Origin of the sequence: Actinomadura sp. 7K534 (genome assembly GCF_004348575.1) — a bacterium.
GTDB classification, from domain to species: Bacteria; Actinomycetota; Actinomycetes; order Streptosporangiales; family Streptosporangiaceae; genus Spirillospora; species Spirillospora livida.
On record NZ_SMKB01000120.1, the window covers coordinates 1 to 21,844 of the forward strand.

Here is a 21,844-nt window from a genome sequence, read left to right on the forward strand (position 1 = left end):
CCCGCCCCGGGGCGGGGGGCGGGGCCGCGGGCCGCGCGGGACCGGGCGACGGTCACCCGCGCGGCGGGTCCGGGTGGATCGCCCGTCCCCGGCGGCCCTGTGGTCCGCCGGGAACGGGCGGGGTCATCAGTGGTCCGCCGCCTTCTCCGCGCCCGCCCCGGTGAGGGAGCGGACCTCGATCTCGGCGTACTTCTCCGCGTTGTACTCCTTGCTGAGCAAGGTGCCGACGAAGCCGCACAGGAAGCCGACCGGGATGGAGATGAGTCCCGGGTTCTGCAGCGGGAACCAGCTCCAGTCGGAGTCGGTGAACAGGGCCTTCTCGGAGCCGGAGACGACCGGGGAGAAGATGACCAGGAACAGCGCCGCGCCGAGGCCGCCGTAGATGGCGGAGACGGCGCCCGCGGTGTTGAACCTCTTCCAGAACAGGCTGTAGAGGATCGCGGGCAGGTTGCCGGACGCCGCGACCGCGAACGCCAGCGCGACGAGGAACGCCACGTTGAGCCGCTGGGCATAGATGCCGAGGACGATCGACACGGCGCCGATGACCAGGGCGGAGATGCGGGCGACGCGGACCTCGTCCCGCTCGGTGGCCTTGCCCTTGCGGAACACGTGGGCGTACAGGTCGTGGGCGAACGACGAGGAGGAGGCCAGGGTGAGGCCCGCCACGACCGCCAGGATGGTGGCGAACGCGACCGCGGCGATCACCGCCAGCAGGATCGTGCCGCCCGCGTCGCCGAACATGATCTCGCCGATCTTCTCGGCGAGCTGCGGCGCGGCGGTGTTGCCCGCCTCGTTGACCCTGGAGATCTCCTCGCTGCCGACCAGCGCCGCGGCGCCGAAGCCGAGGACGAGGGTGAACAGGTAGAAGGTGCCGATGAGGCCGATGCCCCACATCACGGACTTGCGGGCGTCGCGGGCCGTCGGGACGGTGTAGAAGCGGATCAGGATGTGCGGCAGTCCCGCGGTGCCGAGGACGAGCGCGAGGCCGAGGCTGATCAGGTCGAGCTTGCCGGTGAGGCCCTGCTCCTCGGTGCCGTAGCGCAGGCCGGGCTCCAGGAACGCGTCGCCCTTGCCGCTCTGCTCGGCGGCGTCGTTCAGCAGGCTCGACAGGTTGAAGCCGAACTCGGTCAGCACCAGCAGCGTGACCAGCGCCGCGCCGGTCATCAGCAGCACGGCCTTGACGATCTGCACCCAGGTGGTGCCCTTCATCCCGCCGAACACCACGTACACGATCATCAGGAGGCCGACCAGCGCGATCGTGGCGCCCTTGGCGAACTCGCTGGTGAACCCGAACAGCAGCGCGACCAGCGCCCCGGCGCCGACCATCTGCGCCAGTAGGTAGAAGATCGACACGGTGATGGTGGAGACGCCGGCGGCGGTGCGGACCGGGCGCGGGCTCATCCGGAACGCGAGCACGTCCGCCATCGTGAACCGACCCGAGTTCCGCAGCAGCTCGGCGACCAGCAGCAGCGCGACGAGCCAGGCGACCAGGAACCCGATGGAGTACAGGAAGCCGTCATAGCCGTACAGGGCGATCAGCCCGGCGATGCCGAGGAAGGACGCGGCGGACATGTAGTCGCCGCCGATCGCCAGGCCGTTCTGCGGCCCGGAGAATGAGCGGCCGCCGGCGTAGAAGTCCGTGGCGTTCTTGGTGTTGCGGCTCGCCCAAACGGTGATCGCCAGGGTGGCGGCGACGAAGGTGAGGAACAGCAGGATCGACAGGGTCTCGTTGCTCATCGGGCGTCCTCCGCGGTCCCGGCGCTCTGCGCCTCGTCCGCCTCGATCTCGCCGCGGATCTTGTCGGCGAGCGGGTCGAGGCGGCGCCCTGCGTGCCGCGAGTAGTAGTAGGCGATGCCGAACGTGGTGACGAACTGCAGCAACCCGAAGATGAGCGCGACGTTGATCGCGCCGAACAGCTCCGTGCCCATGAAGCCGCGTGCCCAGCCCGAGAGCACGACGTAGAGCAGGTACCAGGCGAGGAACGCGACGGTCATCGGAAATGCGAATCTGCGGAATCTGGTGCGGAGTTCCTGGAACTCCGCGGTGCCCTGGAACCGTTGGTAGACGGTGCCGGAGGCGTTCTTATCGATGGACACGACCGCCCCTCCTCTGTTGTGACGCCGGTCACGCGCCACCGTATGGACGGCCCGGGGGCCGAGCGAGGGGACAGGCGCGGGGCTGCGGTCAGTCGCCGTTCATCGTCGGCGGTCTGCGGGCATCGTCGGTGAGCGGTTCATCTGGCGCGATGAACGGTCACACCCGCTTCGGCCGCCAGGTGCCGCGGTCGACGGCGAGCGACTCCGGAGTGTGCAGGCGCACCATCATCCGCGCGACGCCGCGCGGCACCCGGCCCGGCGTGCACAGCGAAACGATGATCATGGTGGCGAACGCGGTCGGGACGCTCCACGCGGCGGGTTCGGCGAGCAGCGCCCCCAGCAGCCCCTCCGGCGGCCCGGCGGCGATCGTCACGACCACCGCCGTGCCCGCCAGGACCCCGCCGGCGATGAGGCCGGCGAGCGCGCCGGGGACGGTCAGCCGCCGCCACCACACGCCGAGGACGAGCAGCGGGCAGAACGTGGACGCCGCGACGGCGAACGCCAGCCCCACGACGTCCGCGACGGGCAGCGCGCGCGCCGCGATGGCCAGCGCCAGCGGGACGACGAGGGCGAGCAGCGTCCCGGCGCGGAACGAGCGCACCCCGCCGCGCAGTATGTCCTGCGCGATCACCCCGGCGACGGACACGGTGATCCCGGACGAGGTGGACAGGAACGCCGCGACCGCGCCGCCGGTCACCAGCGCGCCGAGCAGGTCGCCGCCGACCCCGCCGATGAGGCGGCCGGGCAGCGTGAGGACGACGGCGTCCGCCCGCCCGGTCATCAGCAGCTCGGGCGTGTAGAGGCGGCCGAGCGCCCCGTAGACGGCCGGGAGCAGGTAGAAGGCGCCGAGCAGCGACAGCACCATCACCGTGGTGCGGCGCGCGGCCCGCCCGTCGGGGTTGGTGTAGAAGCGGACGAGGACGTGCGGGAGCCCCATCGTCCCGAGGAACGTGGCCAGGATCAGCGAGTACGTGGCGTAGAGGGAGTGGGGGTGGCCGTCCAGCGGCATCGCCCACTGGCGGTCGGTGGTGGCCGGCCGGTCGCTGACGTGCGGCACCTCGGCGCCGGCCGGGAACGTGACGGACGTGTTCTGCGCGATGTGGTGCCGTCCGGGCCCCAGGGTCAGCGGGCCGTTCTCGTAAGGTTGCCCGTCCACCCGCCCGTCCACGACGACCTGGACGGGGTCGGCGACGTCGACGGTGACGGCGAGGCCGACGGAGACGGTGGTCCGCTCCGCGAACTGCGGCGGCGTGTCCGCCGCGAGGCCGGGCGCGCCGTCGTACCGCCACGCCAGCAGCAGGAACACCAGCGGGACGGCGAGCGCGGTGAGCTTCATCCAGTACTGGAACGCCTGGACGAGCGTGACGCTGCGCATGCCGCCGACGAGGACGTTCACCGCGACGACGACGGCGACGAGGACGCCGCCCGTCCACACCGGCGCACCCGTCACCGTCCGCAGCACCAGCCCGGCGGACTGGAACTGCGGCAGCAGGTACAGCCAGCTGATCAGCACGACGAGGATGCTGGCGACGCGGCGCACCGCCATCGACTCCAGCCGCGCCTCGGCGAAGTCGGGCAGCGTGTACGCGCCGGAGCGGCGCAGCGGCGCCGACACGAGGACGAGCAGGATCAGGTAGCCGCCCGTCCAGCCGACGGGGAGCCACAGCATGTCGGCGCCGTAGGCGAGGATCAGCCCCGCGATGCCGAGGAACGACGCGGCCGACAGGTACTCGCCGCCGATCGCCGACGCGTTGCGCAGCGGCGTGACCGTGCGGGACGCCACGTAGAAGTCGGACGTGGTGCGGGAGATGCGCCCGATCACGCCGATGAGCACGGTGGCGACGACGACCAGCAGCACGCCGGCGAGCCCGTACGCGGTGTTCATGACGCTCCGGTGTTCATGGCGCGTCGTCGGGGGACGGGGGCCGGTCGACGAGTTCGGCGAAGTCGTCCTCGTTGCGCTCGGCCTGCCGGACGTACCACCAGCCGCACGCGACGAACCACGGGTAGATCATCCCGCCGAGCACCACCCACGGCAGCGGGATGCCCAGCACGGTCTTCTCGCTGAACTCGGGGAACACCGCGAACAGCAGCGGCAGCCCGACCACCACCGCGGTCAGCACGAGGCACAGCCCCACCGCGAGTCGGAGCTGGGCGCGCAGCAGCGAGCGCATGTATGCCTCGCCGAGCCGGGTCTGCTCGTCGATCTCCCGGGTGACGGGGTAGCTGGGCCGGCGGACGGCCCGGGTCCGCGGCCCGGTCACCAGCACCCGGCCCGGCGCGATGCCGCGCGGCCGTTCACCGGCGCTCGGCGGGCCGGGGCTCGCGGGGCCGGCGCCCGGGTCGCCGGGGCTCGGGGGGCCGGAGCTCAGGGCGACCGCCTCGCCCTCCGCACGAGCACGTCGCGCAGCTCGCGCACGTGCCTGCGGCTCACCGGTAGCTCCGCGTCGCCGACCAGCACGGTGCAGCGGCCCGAGTCCAGCCGCAGCTCCCGGATCGCCGACAGCGCGACCAGGTGGCTGCGGTGCACCCGGACGAACCCGGCGCCGGTCCAGCGCTCGCTCAGCGCGGCCAGCGGGATGCGGACCAGGTGGCTGCCGGACGAGGTGTGCAGCCGCGCGTAGTCGCCCTGCGCCTCGACGTACAGGACCTCGGCGGGGGTGACGAACCGGGTGACCCCGCCCAGCTCGACGGGCAGCGGCTCCGGCTCGGCCGGGTCGGCCTCGTCGTCCTCGGGCTCGTCGGTGGCCTCGATGACGCGCCTGATCGCCTCGTTGAGCCGCTCGGGCCGCACCGGCTTGAGGATGTAGTCCGTCGCCTTGATCTCGAACGCGTCGACGGCGTGGTCCTCGTAGGCGGTGACGAAGACGATCTGCGGCGCGCGGGCGAACTGCGCGAGCACGCGGCCGAGGACGGTGCCGTCCAGGCCGGGCATCCGGATGTCGAGGAAGACCGCGGCGATGGGGCGCCCGTCGGCGAGGGCCCGGTCGAGCTTGCGCAGCGCGGCGGCGCCGTCCCGCGCCGTGTGGATCTCGCCGATCCGCGGGTGGGCGCGCAGCAGGTGGACGAGGTCGTCCAGCGCGGGCGGCTCGTCGTCCACCGCGAGGACACGTAGGCCCACCACATCGTCCTTTCCCACGTCGCACGGACATTCCAGTCAAAGGACGCCTGTCAGTCAAGGTTTCAGGACGCGGTCACCCCCGGCCGGTACTTGGGCACCCGCACGGTCACCTTCGTGCCCGCGCCCGGCCCGGTCTCCACGGCGAGACCGTACTCCGGCCCGTACACCTGCCGCAGCCGGTCGTCGACGTTGGCGAGCCCGATCCCGGCCGCGTCGCCGTCGTCGGCCGGCGGCCGCACGTCGCCCGAGAGCAGCCGCCGGACGTCCTCGGGGTCCATGCCGATCCCGTCGTCCTCCACGCTGATCAGGCAGTCCGACCCCGCGTCCTCGGCGACGATCGTGATGAGCCCCGGCTCCGACCTGTCCTGGAGCCCGTGCCGGACGGCGTTCTCCACCAGCGGCTGCAGGCACAGGAACGGCACGGCGACCGGCAGCACCTCGGGCGCGATCCGCAGCGTCACCCGCAGCTGCTCGCCGAACCGCGCCCGCTGGAGCAGCAGGTACCGGTCGATGGACCGGAGCTCCTCGGCGAGCGTCGTGAAGTCGCCGTGCCGCCGGAACGAGTAGCGGGTGAACCCGGCGAACTCCAGCAGCAGCTCCCGCGCCCGCTCGGGGTCGGACCGGACGAACGAGGCGATGGTGGTCAGCGAGTTGTAGATGAAGTGCGGCGAGATCTGCGCCCGCAGCGCCCGCATCTCCGCCTCCATCAGCAGCGTCCGCGAGTGGTCCAGCTCGGCCAGTTCGAGCTGCGCGTCCACCCACTGGGCCACCTCCTCGGCGGCGCGGATCAGCCCCGCCGGGGTGTCCTCCCCGTAGGCGGCGAGCGACCCGACCACCCGGTCGTCGGTGGCGAGCGGCACCACCACGACCCGCCGGATCGGGCAGTCGAGCAGGTCGCAGGCGACGTCGTGCACCTGGGTCCGGCCGTTCTCCAGCGTCACCCCGGCGTGCCCGAGGACCTCCTCCGCGTGGTGCTCGTGCTCCCCGTCCCAGGCCAGCAGCCGCTCCCGGTCGGTGATCGCCAGCGCGGGGCAGTCCAGCAGGACCCGCAGGTGCCGGGCGGCCTTCTGCGCGTCCTGCTCGGTCAGCCCCGCCCGGAACGCGGGGGCGGCGCGGGAGGCGGTGTGCAGCGTCTCGAACGTCGCCCGCCGCGCGGGCCCGCCCAGGTCGCCGCCCCGCCCCTGCTGGCGCCGCCACCACACGAGCGCCGGAATCCACGTCACCAGCAAGGTCGCGACAACGGCGATGACGACGTTCATTCCGCAAATTTATGCCGATCACCCCACAAAAAGTGAAGTGCACCTCTGGTACATGTCCGATTTGGCGGGAAGGTCATGATCATGACATTTTGGACGGACTGCCACGACGATCTTGGCCGTGCCCACCGCTCCCCCGGGTGATCCCCGGCCAGGCGGGCCCGGCCGTGAGGAGAGTGCATGCGCCGCCGTCGATGCCTGGCCGTCCTGGCCGCCGTGGGCCTCGCCCTTCCGCTCGCCGCCGCGATCCAGTCCCCCGCCGCAGCCGACGAACTGTCCCTGTCGAACTTCCAGCTCCGCCCGAACTCCTACGGGACGGACCTGCGCGACCGCGCCGACGCCCTCCCGCTGGTGAAGGGGACCGTCACCGGCATCATGAACGACCTGAACCGGCAGGACGACGACACCCCGGTCACCGTCAACGGGGCGTGCGAGCCGAACGCCGTCCAGTCCGGCAGCTCCGTGGCGCTCGCGCGGAGCGTCTGCTTCAACGACGGCGACAACGCCACCACCCAGTGGTACCCGCAGGGCGTCACCACGGTCGCCGACATGCAGGCCGACCAGGAGTGGGGCGACGGCTACAAGCCCGTCCTGGTGAGCTGGTACGACGCCAACGCCAACGCCGACGGCATGGTCAAGGGCGTCCGCATCAGCTTCATGAACCCCTCCACCGGCGCGTACCGGCACGTCCTGCTCGTGTACCCGAAGGCGAACGGCGACTACGACACCGTGCGGGTGTCGCAGGACTCGTCCGCCGGCGGCTACAACACCTCGCTCCACGCGGGCGGGATCCTCTGGTACGGCAACCACCTGTTCGTCGCCGACACCGCGCGCGGCTTCCGCATGTTCGACATGCGCCGCATCTTCGACCTCGGCGCGTCCGAGAACGGCACGACCGGCGGCGCGGACAAGGTCGGCCTGCACGGCGGCACGTACCACGGCTACGGGTACCGCTACGTGATGCCGCAGGTCGGCTCGTGGACGCGGACCGCCGCGACCGGCACCAAGTGCACCGCCTCGGACGGGTCGCCGCAGTTCTCGCACGTGTCCCTCGACCGCAGCGGCACCGACCACCTGGTCTCCGGCGAGTACTGCGCCGGGGACGAGGCCGTCAACGGGCGCGTCGCGGCGTGGCCCATCGCCGGCGCCTTCACCGCGAACAGCGAGCTGATCACCGACCCGTCCTACCGGTGGAACGCCGACGCCGCCCACAAGCTGCCGGTCAGCAACGTCCAGGGCGCGACCCGGTTCAACGGCCGGTGGTACCTGAGCCGCAGCCGCGGCCCCGCGACCGCCGGGACGTTCTACACGACCGCGCCCGCGACGTCGTCCACCACGACGCTGCAGGTCGCGAGCGAGAAGCAGCTCAGCATCGGCCCGGAGGACCTGGCGCACTGGCAGAGCGGCACCGACGGGTCGAACCCCGGCCTCGGCCAGTTCTGGACCGTCGGCGAGCACCCCGGCAAGCGCATGGTGTACGCCGTCCGCCCCTAGCGACCGCACGCGACCGCATCCGAACACCCGCGACGTCCGGCCGGGATCGCCCCGGCCGGGCGTTTTCCGTTCACCGGCAGGGACCCCCTGGCGTCCTCGGGAAGCTCGCCGTACTCTGGCCTCGCCAGTTATTGGCGCTCTGCCAATAAGCCTTCGCGTGAGGAGGACGGATGAGCATCTACGATTCGATCGGTGGAGAAGAGGCCCTGACGGCGGTGGTGGACGACCTCTACGGGCGGATCCTCGCCGACGACCTGCTGAACACGTACTTCGTCGGGCTGAACGTCAACAAGGTGAAGGGCCGCCAGGTCGAGTTCTTCGGGCAGGCGCTCGGCGGGCCGATGGTCTACCAGGGCCGGGCGATGAAGGACGTCCACCTCGGGCTCGGCATCGAGCAGGAGCACTTCGACCGGGTCGCCGACCACCTGGTGGCCAGCCTCCTGGCCGCGGGCGTCCCCAAGGAGACCATCGGCGAGATCGCCGCGGTCGTGCTGCCGCTCGCCGACCACATCGTCGCCGGCCGGATCTCCACGGAGCCCGCCGCGGCGGAGTGACCGTCCATGCGCGCCGCGCCCGCGGACGGCGCGACGAGCGGGCGGGCGCGCAGGGACGTCAGGGGCAGGGACGTCAGGGCAGGTCCAGCCGGGTGGCCAGGGTGTCGTAGTGGAGGTCGCCGTCGCCGTGCGCGAGCGCCGCGGCCATCGCGTGGCGGGAGAACAGATGCAGGTCGTGCTCCTCGGTGAAGCCGATCGCGCCGTGCACCTGGTGGCCGAGGGCGCACACGCGCTCGTACGCCTCGCTCACCCACGCCTTCGCCATCGACACCTCTTGCGCGGCCTCCCGGTCCGCTGACAGGAGCCAGATGGCCTCGTAGGCGATGAAGCGGGAGCCGAGCACGTCGATGGCCATGTCGGCGCAGTGGTGCTGCACCGCCTGGAAGGACCCGATGGGCTTGCCGAACTGCTCCCTTTCCGTCGCGTACGCCACCGTCATGTCGAGGACGCGCTGTGCCGCGCCCACCATCTCCGCGCAGGTGGCCGCCGCGCCGAACAGGGAGATGGCGCGGGCGGCGTCCGCGCCTGATGCGTCCTCCCCCAGCGCGGCCTCGGCCGGGACGCGGACGTCCGCCAGTTCGACGTGGCAGGGACGATCCCAGCCGACCGTGCCCAGCGGCTTGAGCGTCACCGATGAGGCGTCCACCCAGAACGCGCGGGGCTCGCCGTCCAGATGCGCCGCCACGAGGATGTGCTCGGCCGAAGCGGCGAACGGCACGAACGTGGCGGTGCCGTTCAGGACATGACCGTCGCCGTCGCGGGAGGCCACCGGCCCGTCCCCGGGGCGGTCCCAGGGCAGGGGCGCGGCGGTCGTGATCCGGCCCTCCGAGATCGCGGACAGCCACCGCTCCCGCTGCCCGGACGTGCCGAAGCGGGCGACCGGCATCCCGCAGCACGCCACCGACACGAGCAGCGGGCTCGGGACCTGCGCGTAGCCGAGCTGCTCGAACAGCAGCGACACGTCCAGGAAGTCGCCGCCGACGCCGCCGTGCTCCTCGGGGAACGCCAGGCCCGGCCAGCCGAGCTCGACCATCTCCTTCCACAGCGCGGGCGAGTGGCCGGCGGGGTCGCCGTCCATCGCCCGCGCCCCGGCGGTCGGCGCCCGCGCCTCCAGCAACTCGCGCGCGGTGTCGGCGATGAGCTCCTGGTCTTCGGTGCGGCCCAGGTTCATGACGTCGGCGGGATCTTGTCGGAGCGGACCCACACGCCCGGCCGTTCCTCCCAGAACAGCTGGACGAGCACGCCGCCGGTGTGCTTCGGATGGATGAAGGTGTGCTTCCAGGCGGCGCCGTCGGTGACGCCCTCCTCGTCGTCGAAGGTCGGGACGTCGCGCCGCTCGCACGCCGCGAGCGCCGCGTCCCAGTCGGCCACCTCGAACGTGACGTGGTGGGCGGCCGGGCCGCTGCGCTCCAGGAAGCGGTCGATGAACGAGTCCTCCCCGCGCCCGGTGATGACCTCCCAGCAGATCGAGGAGCCGGGGATGTTCAGCACCAGGTCGGCCATGTCGGGGTGCTCGTCGTCCGGCGTCCGCCACACCTGCACGAACCCGGCGAGGTCGCGGTACCAGCGGGCCAGCTCGTCGCGGTCGTGGAACGCCTGGCAGACGTGGTCGAGCGCCACGATGCCGAGGCTCGCCTCGCCCGGCTCGGACGGTTTCACGGCGTCGCCGGAGTCGCCGCACATGTCCAGGCTGCCGGGACCGCGCAGCCGGAACAGGATGCCGGGGCCGTGCTCCGGCGGGCTCAGCGACGCCTCCAGCCACCGGCCCTGCGGCCCGTCGGCCGGCTTGATGCCGCGTCCTTCCAGCTCCGCGCGGGCGGCGTCCAGGTCCGGGACCTCGGCGCCGACGTGGTGCAGCCCGGGACGGCCGTTGTGCTCGTCCAGCCAGGTCTGGAGCGAGGACCCCTCGCCGACGGGCGCCACCACCTCCCACGCCTGCCCCCGGCTCCCGGGGATCTCCAGCCGGGCGCCGCGCACGCCCTCCGCGGGGTTGTCCCAGCTCCGGACGCGCCGGAACCCGAACAGCCCCTCCAGCAGCCCGACCTGCGCGTCGAGGTCGGCCGCCACCTGGGCGACATGATCGATGCGGTAGATCTGCACGGGTTCTCCTAGCTCGGGTGCGGCTCGATCCAGTCGTAGCCGTAGGTGACCAGTTCCTTGACGAGGCGCAGGTTGTAGCGGTTCATCGCCGCGATCCGCTCGGCCAGCTCACCGACCCGCTTGTCGAACTCGTCCGCCGGGTACACGTCGTTGACCAGGCCGAGCCGCAGCGCCCGGTCGGCGTCGATGCGCGCGCCGGTGAACAGCAGCTCCTTCGCGCGGGCCTTGCCGATCCGCTCCGGCAGCCGCTTCACGCCGCCCCAGCCGGGCGCGGAGCCGCCGAACTCGGGCTGGTCGGGGTCGCCGTCCTCGGTCATCTTCGGCCGGTACGGCGGGCGCGCCGACAGGGTGATCTCGACCAGCCCCATCTTCGCGTTGTCGGAGGCGACGATGAAGTCGGCGGCGAGCGCCAGCTCCAGGCCGCCGCCGACGGCGTAGCCGTGCACGGCCGCGATCACCGGGACCGACGTCCGCTCCATCATCGCGAACGTCTTCTCGCCGAGCCGGCCCTGCTCGACCCGCTCGCGCGGCGTCAGCTTCTCCGACCACGCGAGGTCCATCCCCGCGCAGAACGCGCGCTCGCCGGCGCCGCGCAGCACCACGACGCAGACGTCCTCGTCGTCGTCGACGCGGGTGAAGATGTCGCGCAGCTCCGCCATCGTGGTCGGTGTCAGCGCGTTGAGCTTGTCCGGCCGGTTCAGCGTCAGCCAGGCGACCCTCTCCTCGATTCGCAGGTCGACGGTCTCGTAGGCGTCTTCGTCGGGCATACGGTTCGCTCCTCCTCGATCGGACGGTCAGCCGCGGGGCAGGCGCAGCCCGCGGGTGGCGATGACGTTGCGCTGGATCTCGGTGGTGCCGCCGAGGAAGGTGGAGGCCACCGAGTCCCTGCGCATGTGCGTGAACAGGGCGCCGAGCGGAGCGCCCTCGCGCTCCCACAGGGCGGCGGACCGCCCGAACACCCGCGCGCCGGTACGGGCGAGCCGCTGGTGCAGCTCGGCGCCGAACAGCTGGTTGATGGACGCCTCGAAGTCGGGCTCCTCGCCCGCGGCCTGCCGCGACACCGTGTAGCGGGCCAGGTTGTACAGCACCCGGATCTCGGTCTGCCGGCGCGCGATCTCCTGGCGCAGCGCCGGGCTCGTCCGGCCGAACCGCGCGCCCTCCGGCGACCGCAGGTAGCCGACCAGCTCGGCGAGCGCCTGCTCGTACTTGATCGTGGCGCCGATCCCGGCGCGCTCGAAGCCCAGCGCGGACATCGCGACGTACCAGCCGCGGTTCTCCTCGCCGACGCGGTCCGCCACCGGCACCCGAACGCCCTCGAAGAAGATCTCGCAGAACGGCGCCGCGCCCCTGATGTCGGTGATGGGACGGATCGTCACACCCGGCGCGTCCGCCTTGACCAGCAGGAACGTGATGCCGCGGTGCGGCCGGTCGGCGTCGGGGTCGGTGCGCACCAGGACGAACAGCCAGTCGGCGTACTGGCCGAGGGACGTCCAGACCTTCTGGCCGTCCACCACGTACTCGTCGCCGTCCCGCACGGCGCGGGTGCGCAGCGACGCCAGGTCGGACCCGGAGCCCGGCTCGGAGAACCCCTGCGCCCAGGTCGCCTCGCCCTTCGCGATCGCGGGCAGGTGCCGGGCCTTCTGCTCCTCCGTGCCGTGCACCAGCAGCGTCGGGCCGAGGAGGAACGCGCCGATGCCGTTCACCGTCGGCACCCGCGCCCGCATCATCTCCTCGTGCAGGATGAACTCCTCCATCGCCGACAGGCCCGCGCCGCCGTACTCGCGCGGCCAGTGCGGCGCGATCCAGCCCCGCTCGGCGAGCGCCGCCGCCCATGCCCGCGCGCCCTCCCGGCGGGCGGCGTCGCCGGCGACGCGGTCGACGGGCCAGTTGTAGCCCGCGACGTCCTCCGGTTCGAGGCTCTGCTCCTCGTCGCCCGCCGGGCGGTACGACGCGGGGAACCGCTCCTTGATGAACGCCCGCGCCGCCGCCCGGAACTCGGCCTCCTCCGGCGTGTCGTCCCAGTTCACCGGCCCTCCGCCTCCCGGTCCCAGGTGGTCTCGGTGATGCCGCCGTCGCCCTGGGCCCGCAGCTTGTACTTGGCGACCTTGTCGGTCGGCGTGCGCGGCAGCGCGTCCACGAACTCGACGTAGCGCGGCACCATCGACCGCGGCAGGCGCTCCTCGCAGTAGGCGATCAGCTCCGCGGGATCCATGCCGGTGTCCGGCTGCACCACGATCGACACCTTGATGTCCTCGTCCTCCAGCTCCGAGGGCACGCCGATGGCGGCGCACTCCAGCACCGCCGGATGCTGATTGATCTCGGTCTCCAGGTCGAAGGCCGAGATGTTCTCACCACGCCGGCGGATCGCGTCCTTCATCCGGTCAAGGAAGTAGAAGTAGCCGTCGTCATCGCGCCATACCCGGTCTCCGGTGTGGAACCACATGTTCCGGAAGCAGCGGGTCGTGGCCTCCCAGTCGCCGTAGTACCCGGTCGTCAGGACGAACGGCTGCTTCGGCCGCAGCACCAGCTCACCCGGCTCCCCCGGGCCCACCTCCCGGTCGTACTCGTCCACCACCGCGACCTGGAACCGCTCCTCGTGGGCCCGGCCGCACGAACCCGTCCGCCACTCCCCGTACGGGCTGCCCGTCGCGATGCCCGCCTCGGTGCTCGTATAGGTCTCCACCGACCGGACCCCGAAACGCTCCCGCAGCGGCTCGTCCAGGCTCGACTTGCCCATGTAGAAGGTCTCCAGCCGGTGGTCGCGGTCCCGCGGCGTCGGCGGCCGGTTCAGCAGGATCGGGATCATCGAGAACACGCTCATGCACACCTGGGCGTCGAAGCGGCGCACGTCGTCCCAGAACCGCGACGCGCTGAACCGCTCCACGATCGCGATCGAGCCGCCGCCGAGCAGCGCGGACAGCATCCCGTCCCACAGCGCGGCGGCGTGGAACAGCGGCAGCGGGCAGTAGATCGTCTTGCCCCACCGGTCGAGGAAGTCCAGCGAGTCGTAGGCGCAGGTCAGCGCCAGCGCGTGCGGGACCATCGCGCCCTTGGACGGCCCGGTCGTCCCGGACGTGTACATGATCGCCTGCATGTCGGCGAACCCGACCGGGACCTCGACGCGGCCGGCGCCGTCCTCCGGCAGGGCGTACAGGTCCCGCGCGGGCTTGCCGAGCCGGTCCAGCAGCACCTCGCTCGCGGCGGCGTCCCGCACGACGACCCCGCCCAGCTTCGGCAGCCGCTCCGCGATCTCGACGATCCGCTCCGCGTAGGGGCCGTCGATGACGAGCCAGTTCGAGTCGGAGCTGTCCAGGACGTGCCGCAGCAGCTCCCCGCGGTAGGCGATGTTGATCGGCACGGCGACCGCGCCGAGCCGCGCCAGCGCGAACACGAGATGCACGAAGTCGGCGCAGTTGGGCAGCATCAGCCCCACGTGGTCGCCGCGGCCGATCCCGGCGCCGGCCAGCCTGCGGGCCATCCGGTCGGCGGCCGCGTCGACCTCGCCGTAGGTGACCTCGCCGTCCCGGAACTTGAGGAACGTCTGCCTTCGATGAGCCTGCGCCTGCGACCGGAGAACGTCCCCCAGGACGAAGCTCTCCAGCATCTCCTTGCGCATCCGGACCTCCGCTTTCGCTGCGTGCGTCGTCGTAGGTGGCGTGCGTCGTGGTAGGTGGCCTGCGTCGGTGACGGTGTTTCGGTCAGGTGCGGTCGGCCTGCAGCGATCCGCAACCGGACATTGCCTTAATCAGAGGAACACGAAACCCTATATGCGGCAACAGTGGCCGAAAGGGAACATCTCTGTTCTAGTAGTGACGTAGCGGGACAGAAGCGACGAATGTGACCGGGGCCACACCCTCCGGTCTTCCCGGTTTCGGCCATACAACGCCGCCCCCGCCAACCCGGCCGAATCCCGCGACGAGGGCTCAGTTCGTGGTGGACGAGAAGGCGCGGCGGTAGGCGGTCGGAGGGACGCCCACGGCACGGGTGAAGTGGTGGCGGAAGTTGGCCGGGCTGCCCAGCCCCGCGTGATCGGCGATCCGGTCGACCGGGAGGGACGTCGTCTCCAGCAGCTCGCGGGCGTAGTCGATGCGGATGCCGCGCAGCCAGGCCATCGGCGTCGTTCCCGTCGCGGCGTGGAAGCGGCGGATCAGGGTGCGGGGGGTGACGTTGGCGCGGCGTGCCAGGGCGGCGACGGTCAGCGGTTCGTGCAGGCGCTCACGGGCCCAGTCGAGGAGAGGGCCCAGCTCGTCCGCGTCGTGAACGGCGACGCCCGCGTCGATGTACTGGGCCTGGCCACCGGGCCGGTGCGCGGGCATGACGAGCCGCTTGGCGAGGGCGCGGGCCACGGCCGCGCCGTGGTCGGAGCGGACGACGTGCAGGCACAGGTCGAGCCCGGCGGCGGTGCCCGCGCTGGTCAGGATGTCGCCGTCGTCGATGTAGAGGACGGACGCGTCCACCTTCACCTCGGGGTGCCGTTCGGCGAGCCGGCGGGCGTGCATCCAGTGGGTCGTCGCCCGGCGTCCCTCGAGGAGGCCGGCGGCGGCGAGCACGAAGGCCCCGGTGCACAGCGCCACGATGCGGGCACCACCGGCGTGCGCGGCGCGGACGGCTTCGACCAGGTCCGCGGGCTGGTCGGCGAGGACGTTCGCGCAGGCCGGAATCACCACGGTGTCGGCTCGGGCGAGTTCGTCCAGGCCATAGCGGGCGTCCGGCGCGAACCCGGCGGCGGTCCGGGTGCCCGGAGCGGCGCAGAGCCGGAAGTCGTACCAGGTCCGGGCCAGCCCCGGGCGCTCGTACCCGAAGACCTCGCAGGGGATGGACAACTCGAAGATCGGCACACCCTCGGTGACCGCGACCGCCAGCCGGTGCATGTCACTAACTTAGCGATGACGGTCGTTACTGCCACTTGGGCGTTCTCCGCAGGGGCGCGAAGGTGGGGACATGGACGACTTTCCTCTTGGCCGAGCCTCCTTCGACCCGCCCCCGCCGGCGGCCGGCGCGCTGTGGCGGCACGTCACCGAGCTGCTCGCGGACGAGCGCGGGAGCATCGCCGGACGGGCCGTGAGCGCACCGGCCGACGCCGGCGCGCTGCGGGCCGCGATCGAGGCGTACGACTTCGAGCGTCCGGCGGCGCCCGAAGCGGTCATCGGAGAGGTCGCGGACCTGCTCCGCGAGGCGACCGTCCACACCACGCACCCCCGGTACTTCGGGCTGTTCAACCCCACGCCGACGCTGATGGGGATCGTCGGCGAGACCCTCGCCGCCGCGTTCAACCCGCAGCTCGCGGCATGGTCGCACGCGCCCGCGGCGGCGGAGATCGAGGCCCACCTCCTGCGCTTCCTGGGCGGACGCCTGGGGTACCCGCCCGAGCGGGTGGCGGGGTCCTTCACCAGCGGCGGCGCCGAGGCGAACATGACCGCCGTCCTGCTGGCGCTCACGCGGGCATGGCCGCGGTACGGCACCGAGGGCCTGCGGGCGCTGCCCGGCCGCCCGGTCATGTACGCGTCGGCGGAGAGCCACCTGGCCTGGCTCAAGATCGCGCACGCGACGGGCATCGGGCGCGACGCCGTCCGCCTCGTCCCCACCACCGGCCTGCGGATGGACGTCCCCGACCTCGCCCGCCGGCTCGCCGCCGACCGCGCGGCCGGAGACCTGCCGTTCCTCGTGGTCGCGACGGCCGGGACCACGGCCGCCGGGGCGATCGACCCGCTCCACGAACTGGCGGACCTCTGCGGCGACCAGGGCCTATGGCTGCACGCGGACGCCGCCTACGGGGGCGCGGCGGCCCTCTCCGACCGGCTCCGCCCCGCCCTGTCCGGCATCGAGCGCGCCGACTCGATCACGGTCGACGCGCACAAGTGGCTGAGCGTCCCGATGGGCGCCGGGGCGCTGCTGACCACCGACGCCGAGGGGCTCGCCGAGACGTTCCGGGTCACCACGTCCTACATGCCGGCCGGCGTCCCCGAGACCGTGGACCCGTACACGTCCAGCCAGCAGTGGTCGCGGCGCTTCACGGGACTGAAGCTGTTCCTCAGCCTGGCCGTCGCGGGCCGCTCCGGGTACGCCGAGCAGCTCGACCGCGACGCGGAGCTCGCCGGCGGGCTGCGCGCGAAGCTCGCGGCGGACGGGTGGGACATCGTCAACGACACCCCGCTCCCCGTCGTCTGCTTCGCCGATCCGGGGAACGGCACGTGGGAGCACCACGAGGCGCTCGCGGCCCGGGTCGTCCGCGGCGGGCGCGCGTGGATCAGCCCCGTCCGGCTCGACGGGCGCGCCGCGCTGCGCGCCTGCGTCATCAGCCACCGGACCTCGTCCACGGACGTGGACGCCCTGGTCGAAACCGTCCACCGGGCGCGAATAGTCATGACATAACGGGCAAGCTGTCGGGCCGCCGTCCGCTGCGGCGCAGGTCGGAAACGAATTACTCCCGCGTGGACGTGACATGTGGTTGTTTGGGAACGATCTAGGGTCATGGAGGAGATCAAGCCCCCGCCGGGCGGGACCGACGACGGCGGGTTCCCCGTCTCCCTCGACAAGAGGCCGGGCCGGGCGCGCACCGACTGGGTCGTCTACGGCTGCACCGCGGTCCTCGCCGCCGCCTTCGTGGTCTGGGGCACGGTCTGGACCGACAACCTGAGTTCGACGGCGCAGTCCGCGCTGGACTGGCTGCTCGCGAACGTGGGCTGGCTCCTCGTCCTCGCCGCGACCGGGTTCGTGATCTTCTCGCTGTGGCTGGCGCTCAGCAAGTACGGCCGCATCCCGCTCGGCCAAGATGACGACGAGCCGGAGTTCCGCACCGTGTCCTGGATCGCGATGATGTTCAGCGCGGGCATGGGCATCGGCCTGATGTTCTTCGGCGCCGCCGAGCCCCTGATGCACTACGTCGAGCCGCCTCCCGGCACCGACCCGGCGCAGAGCGAGCGGGCGATCGAGACCGCGATGGCGACCACCATCTTCCACTGGACGCTGCACCCCTGGTCGATCTACGCCGTCCTCGGGCTGGCGATCGGGTACGGGCACTACCGCCGCGGCCGCACCCAGCTGATCAGCGCGGCGTTCGCCCCGCTGTTCGGCCGCCGCCGCGCCGAGGGCCCGGCCAGCAAGCTCATCGACAGCCTGGCGCTGTTCGCGACCCTGTTCGGCTCGGCGGCGTCCCTCGGCCTCGGCGCCCTGCAGATCCGCACCGGGATGCAGGAGGCCGGCTGGATCGAGACCCTCGGCACCACGGTCCTCGTGCTCATCATCGTCGTCCTGACGATCTGCTTCATCGTCTCCGCCGTCTCCGGCATCGCGCGCGGCATCCAGTGGCTGTCCAACACGAACATGGTGCTGGCCGCCCTGCTGGCCCTGTTCCTGTTCGTGGCGGGCCCGACGGTGTTCATCCTGGAACTGCTGCCCACCTCGCTCGGCGTCTACATCCAGGACTTCGGCGAGATGGCGTCCCGCTCGGGCGCCACGGGCGGCGAGGCGATGGACACCTTCCTGTCCAGCTGGACGATCTTCTACTGGGCGTGGTGGATCTCCTGGTCCCCGTTCGTGGGCATGTTCCTCGCCCGGATCAGCCGCGGCCGCACCATCCGCCAGTTCGTCGCCGGCGTGATCATCGTCCCGAGCGTGGTCAGCCTGGTCTGGTTCGCGATCTTCGGCGGGGCGGCCATCTCCCAGCAGCGCGACGGCCTGGACCCCTTCGGCTCGGGCACCGAGGAGGAGATCACCTTCAACGTGCTGAGCAACCTCCCGTGGGAGGCGATCACCGCGATCCTCGTGATGCTCCTGGTCGCCATCTTCTTCGTCTCCGGCGCGGACGCCGCCTCGGTCGTCATGGGCACCCTCTCCCAGCGCGGCTCGACCAACCCGTCGCGCTGGATCGTCATCTTCTGGGGCGCCATGACCGGGGCCGTCGCCGCGATCATGCTCGTGATCGGCGGCGACGAGGCGCTGAACGGCATCCAGAACATCACCTTCATCGGCGCGCTGCCGTTCACCGTCGTCCTCATCCTGCTCTGCTTCTCCCTGGCCAAGGACGTCCGCAGCGACCCGATGATGCAGCGCCAGGACAAGGGCGCCGAAGTCCTGGAGGACGCCGTCGTGGCCGGCACCGAACGCCACCGGGGCGAATTCGAACTGGTCACCAAACCCTCGACCAACCCCCCACCCGCCGACCAGCCACCCCGCTGAGGGTCAGACGACGGGGCGGCCGGTCTTCACCCGGCGGCGGAAGTCGCGGAGGTAGAAGTTGAAGGGGAACAGGCGGGCCGGGGCCGGGAGGAGGCCGTTGACGCGGCCGAGCAGGCGGGTGTGGCGGTCGAAGCGGCGCTGGTCGCGGGGCGTCCACTTGTAGCCGAGCTCGTCGCGGAACCGCTGCGGGAGGAAGCCGAGGGTCACGAAGGTGTGGTGGCGGCCGAACAGCAGCGGGACCGGGGCGGGCAGGAACCGCAGTTCGGTCAGGTCGCGCAGGTACCGGCGGGTGACGTCGTCCATCTCGATCTTCTTGAGGCCGTCCTGCCAGTACTCCTCGAAGGCTTCCCGGTCCGCGGGCCACATGTCCGGCTTGACCTGGAGGGTCGTGCCCAGGCGGGACCCGTACCGGTACAGCTCCTCGGCGAGTTCGGGGGACGGCTCCCCGTACAGGACGTCGTGGATGATCTCGACGCCCTGGTAGAGGCACGCGGCGACCCAGAGCTGCAGTTCGGGGTCGAAGGCGTTGTAGGGGACGGGTTCCTTCGAGCGGACCTGCCGGTGCGCGCGGTTGACCTCCTGGCGCAGCACCTTGCGCTCCTCGTCGGTGCCGAGCAGCGCGACGGCGATGTAGGTGAGGGTCGTGCGGGTCCGCTTGATCGGGTGCTTGTCGACGCGGCCGCTGTCGACCTTGCTGTTGGCGACCCCGTGCCCGACGGGCAGGCGGGCGAGCTGCATGACCACGTTCGCGGCCGCGGCGGCGAGGGCCAGGCCGCTGATGGAGTCCCGGACGGTCTTCGGGGGGATCTCCTCCAGTGTCACGGTCATTCGGACCTCACTTCGATGAGACATAGAGGCGATTTCCGTCTCACTGTGCCACTGTAAGTGAGTGCTTGCAAGGGTGGCCGGGAGTGGGCGGGCTCACATGTATCACGCATAAGGGTCCTCGCGGGCCATCACCCGGGTCGCGAAGGTCTTCAGCGTCTCCAGGGTCCGGCGGAAGGGCAGCGGGCCGTAGGAGACGCGGGCCACCCCCGCGGCGGCCAGGTCAGCGAGGGACGAGCCGGGGAAGTTGTTGGCGTTGACCGGCCCCGGCAGCCCCTTGACCAGGGACGGGACGGCGTCCATCGGCGCGGTGATCGGGTAGACGCAGTCGGCGCCGGCCTCCAGGTAGAGGCGGCCGCGGACGATCGCGGCGTCCAGTGGGTCCGGAGCCTTGGCGATGAACGTGTCGACCCGGGCGTTGATCACCAGCGCGTCGCCGGCCGCCTCCCGGACCGCGGCGAGGAACTCGGCCTGCGCCTCCGGCTCGGCGAGCTCCCCGGCGTAGGTGTCCTCCAGGTTGCAGCCGGCGGCGCCGATGGCGAGGAGCCGTTCGACCAGCTCGGCGGGCTGCAGCCCGTATCCGGCCTCGGCGTCCACGGTCACCGGGACGGAGGCGGCGCGGATGACGCGTCCCGCGGCGGCGAACATCTCGTCGGCGGGCGCGCCCTCGTGGTCCGGGTAGCCGAGCATGGCGGAGACGGCGGCGCTCGCGGTGGCGAGCGCGGGGAACCCGGCCTCCTGGACGGTGGCGGCGCTCGCCGCGTCCCACACGTTCGGCAGCAGCAGCGGGTCGCCGGGACGGTGCAGCTCACGAAGGCGGCGGGCGTTCTCGGTCATGTGGGTCTCCTTCCCCGTTTCCGGCAAGACGGAGCCGGACCCCCGGATTGTGACACCCGTTCCGGCGGGCGGCGGGCTGGGTTAGCGTCGAAGTGATCAACTACCGATGAGGGAGTGCGCATGCTGCCGTGGTCCGCCGAGCTCGCCGGACGCCTGGAAGAGCACGTCGTCAGCAGTGAGCTGCTGCGCGAGAACCCGCTGAAGGACCCGCACGAGCGTCCCGTCCTGGTGTACGTCCCGCCGGGCTACGACGACGAGCCGGAACGCCGCTACCCCAGCGTGTACGTCATCACCGGGTTCACCGGGCACGTGGGCATCTGGCGCAACCGGACGCCCTACCGCCAGCCGTTCCCCGAGACGGCCGACGCCGTGTTCGCCTCGGGCGAGGCCCCGCCCGCGATCGTGGTGTTCGTGGACGCCTGGACCGCGCACGGCGGCAGCCAGTACGTCGACTCCCCCGGCACGGGCCGCTACCACTCCTACATCTGCGACGAGGTCGTCCCCTGGGTGGACGGGCGCTACCGCACGCTCGACGCGCCCGGGCACCGGGCGATCAGCGGCAAGTCCAGCGGCGGCTACGGCGCGATGATCACGCCGATGCTGCGCCCCGACCTGTTCGGGGCGCTCGCGACGCACGCGGGCGACGCGCTGTTCGAGTACTGCTACCTGACCGAGTTCCCCAAGTGCGTCCGGCACCTGCGCAAGTACGGCGGCGACATCTGGCGGTGGTGGGACGACTTCAACGGGCGCGTGGCGTTCACCAAGCCCGAGGACATGGAACTGCTCAACATCCTCGGCATGGCGGTCTGCTACTCCGCCCGCGACGACGGGACGCCGGAGCTGCCGTTCGACCCGGTCAACGGCGTCCTGAGGCAGGACGTGTGGGAGCGGTGGCTGGCGTGGGACCCGGTGCGGATGGTGCCCGCCCACGCCGAGGCGATGCGCTCGCAGCGGGCGATCTGGATCGACGGCGGGACGCGCGACGAGTGGTACCTGGACGTGGGCGCGCAGGCGTTCCACAAGGCCCTCCTGGACGCGGGCGTGCAGGAGGACGTGATCCACTTCGAGCTGTTCGACGCGGGGCACGGCGGCATCGACTACCGGTATCCGCTCGCCCTCTCCTGGCTCTGCCGCATGATCTCCCCCTGACCCCGGAGGGGGCGGCAAACGCTCATCCCTGCGCGAAGGTTCCCGACCGAACGGGCCGGGCCGGCACGACCGGCCCGGCCCGTTCGCGCTGCCTGAAGCCCGTTTTCCGAGTTTTCATTCAAAGCCCCCGATGAACTGAAAATCCAATATGAATTGTAATTATTGACACTTTTCACAACTGGGAGTGCACTTCGGGCAGCTCATCCGGATGAGTTCCCCACCCACCACACCCCC

General features: G+C 71.8%; 19 protein-coding genes. 5 read left to right on the forward strand and 14 right to left on the reverse strand.

Features of this window, described 5'->3' with window-relative positions:
* Positions 1–126 precede the first annotated feature (126 nt).
* From E1266_RS22295 to E1266_RS22320, 6 genes are all read right to left on the reverse strand, one after another.
* Positions 127–1,737 carry a cation acetate symporter gene (locus tag E1266_RS22295; protein WP_132049977.1) on the reverse strand — a complete coding sequence of 537 codons (1,611 nt, stop codon included), beginning with the start codon at positions 1,735–1,737 and terminating at the stop codon, positions 127–129.
* Positions 1,734–2,096 (reverse strand): DUF485 domain-containing protein, encoded by a 363-nt coding sequence (locus E1266_RS22300; RefSeq protein ID WP_132049979.1) that lies wholly within the window; start codon positions 2,094–2,096, stop codon positions 1,734–1,736. Before E1266_RS22300 ends, E1266_RS22295 begins: the two co-directional genes overlap by 4 nt.
* A gap of 157 nt (positions 2,097–2,253) precedes the next feature.
* Positions 2,254–3,981 (reverse strand): cation acetate symporter, encoded by a 1,728-nt coding sequence (locus E1266_RS22305; protein WP_132049981.1) that lies wholly within the window; start codon positions 3,979–3,981, stop codon positions 2,254–2,256.
* A 13-nt stretch (positions 3,982–3,994) separates the two neighbouring features.
* Entirely contained in the window at positions 3,995–4,360 is a 366-nt protein-coding gene (locus tag E1266_RS22310) for a DUF485 domain-containing protein (RefSeq protein ID WP_243718712.1), read from the reverse strand.
* Positions 4,361–4,464: 104 nt separating this feature from the next.
* The gene (locus E1266_RS22315) at positions 4,465–5,220 is read right to left on the reverse strand and encodes a LytTR family DNA-binding domain-containing protein (protein ID WP_132050008.1); all 756 of its coding nucleotides are present in this window, start codon (positions 5,218–5,220) and stop codon (positions 4,465–4,467) included.
* Positions 5,221–5,279: 59 nt separating this feature from the next.
* Positions 5,280–6,476: a histidine kinase gene (locus E1266_RS22320; RefSeq protein WP_132049983.1), complete on the reverse strand. Its 1,197-nt coding sequence runs from the start codon at positions 6,474–6,476 to the stop codon at positions 5,280–5,282.
* Between the two features lie 177 nt (positions 6,477–6,653).
* Here E1266_RS22320 and E1266_RS22325 point away from each other — a divergent pair, with 177 nt between their 5' ends.
* Positions 6,654–7,967 (forward strand): hypothetical protein, encoded by a 1,314-nt coding sequence (locus E1266_RS22325; RefSeq protein WP_132049985.1) that lies wholly within the window; start codon positions 6,654–6,656, stop codon positions 7,965–7,967.
* A 170-nt stretch (positions 7,968–8,137) separates the two neighbouring features.
* Entirely contained in the window at positions 8,138–8,521 is a 384-nt protein-coding gene (locus E1266_RS22330; RefSeq protein ID WP_132049987.1) for a group 1 truncated hemoglobin, read from the forward strand.
* A gap of 73 nt (positions 8,522–8,594) precedes the next feature.
* On the opposite strand, the gene E1266_RS22335 is transcribed toward E1266_RS22330, so the two are convergent.
* The 6 genes from E1266_RS22335 to E1266_RS22360 form a co-directional block, all read right to left on the reverse strand.
* Positions 8,595–9,725 (reverse strand): acyl-CoA dehydrogenase family protein, encoded by a 1,131-nt coding sequence (locus tag E1266_RS22335; RefSeq protein ID WP_207945843.1) that lies wholly within the window; start codon positions 9,723–9,725, stop codon positions 8,595–8,597.
* Positions 9,689–10,621: a VOC family protein gene (locus E1266_RS22340; protein WP_132049989.1), complete on the reverse strand. Its 933-nt coding sequence runs from the start codon at positions 10,619–10,621 to the stop codon at positions 9,689–9,691. The genes E1266_RS22335 and E1266_RS22340 overlap by 37 nt, the downstream gene beginning before the upstream one ends.
* 8 nt (positions 10,622–10,629) lie before the next feature.
* Complete coding sequence (locus tag E1266_RS22345; RefSeq protein ID WP_132049991.1) at positions 10,630–11,388, reverse strand: enoyl-CoA hydratase/isomerase family protein; 759 nt, start codon at positions 11,386–11,388, stop codon at positions 10,630–10,632.
* Positions 11,389–11,415: 27 nt separating this feature from the next.
* Complete coding sequence (locus tag E1266_RS22350; RefSeq protein WP_132049993.1) at positions 11,416–12,648, reverse strand: acyl-CoA dehydrogenase family protein; 1,233 nt, start codon at positions 12,646–12,648, stop codon at positions 11,416–11,418.
* Complete coding sequence (locus tag E1266_RS22355; protein WP_132049995.1) at positions 12,645–14,237, reverse strand: AMP-binding protein; 1,593 nt, start codon at positions 14,235–14,237, stop codon at positions 12,645–12,647. Before E1266_RS22355 ends, E1266_RS22350 begins: the two co-directional genes overlap by 4 nt.
* 307 nt (positions 14,238–14,544) lie before the next feature.
* Positions 14,545–15,492, reverse strand: a complete 948-nt coding sequence (locus E1266_RS22360; protein ID WP_132049996.1) for a helix-turn-helix domain-containing protein — start codon at positions 15,490–15,492, stop codon at positions 14,545–14,547.
* A 70-nt stretch (positions 15,493–15,562) separates the two neighbouring features.
* Here E1266_RS22360 and E1266_RS22365 point away from each other — a divergent pair, with 70 nt between their 5' ends.
* Positions 15,563–16,993, forward strand: coding sequence for a pyridoxal-dependent decarboxylase (locus tag E1266_RS22365; protein WP_132049998.1), 1,431 nt, complete (start codon positions 15,563–15,565; stop codon positions 16,991–16,993).
* A 99-nt stretch (positions 16,994–17,092) separates the two neighbouring features.
* On the forward strand, positions 17,093–18,799 hold the full coding sequence (locus E1266_RS22370) for a BCCT family transporter (RefSeq protein ID WP_132050000.1): 1,707 nt from the start codon (positions 17,093–17,095) through the stop codon (positions 18,797–18,799).
* Between the two features lie 3 nt (positions 18,800–18,802).
* Here E1266_RS22370 and E1266_RS22375 read toward each other — a convergent pair whose 3' ends face one another.
* Together E1266_RS22375 and E1266_RS22380 are read right to left on the reverse strand one after the other, a co-directional pair.
* Complete coding sequence (locus tag E1266_RS22375) at positions 18,803–19,627, reverse strand: oxygenase MpaB family protein (protein ID WP_132050002.1); 825 nt, start codon at positions 19,625–19,627, stop codon at positions 18,803–18,805.
* Between the two features lie 102 nt (positions 19,628–19,729).
* Complete coding sequence (locus tag E1266_RS22380; protein ID WP_132050004.1) at positions 19,730–20,461, reverse strand: isocitrate lyase/phosphoenolpyruvate mutase family protein; 732 nt, start codon at positions 20,459–20,461, stop codon at positions 19,730–19,732.
* Positions 20,462–20,581: 120 nt separating this feature from the next.
* Between E1266_RS22380 and E1266_RS22385 the strand changes: the two genes are divergently transcribed.
* Positions 20,582–21,610 (forward strand): alpha/beta hydrolase-fold protein, encoded by a 1,029-nt coding sequence (locus E1266_RS22385; RefSeq protein WP_132050006.1) that lies wholly within the window; start codon positions 20,582–20,584, stop codon positions 21,608–21,610.
* The last annotated feature ends 234 nt before the right edge of the window (positions 21,611–21,844 follow it).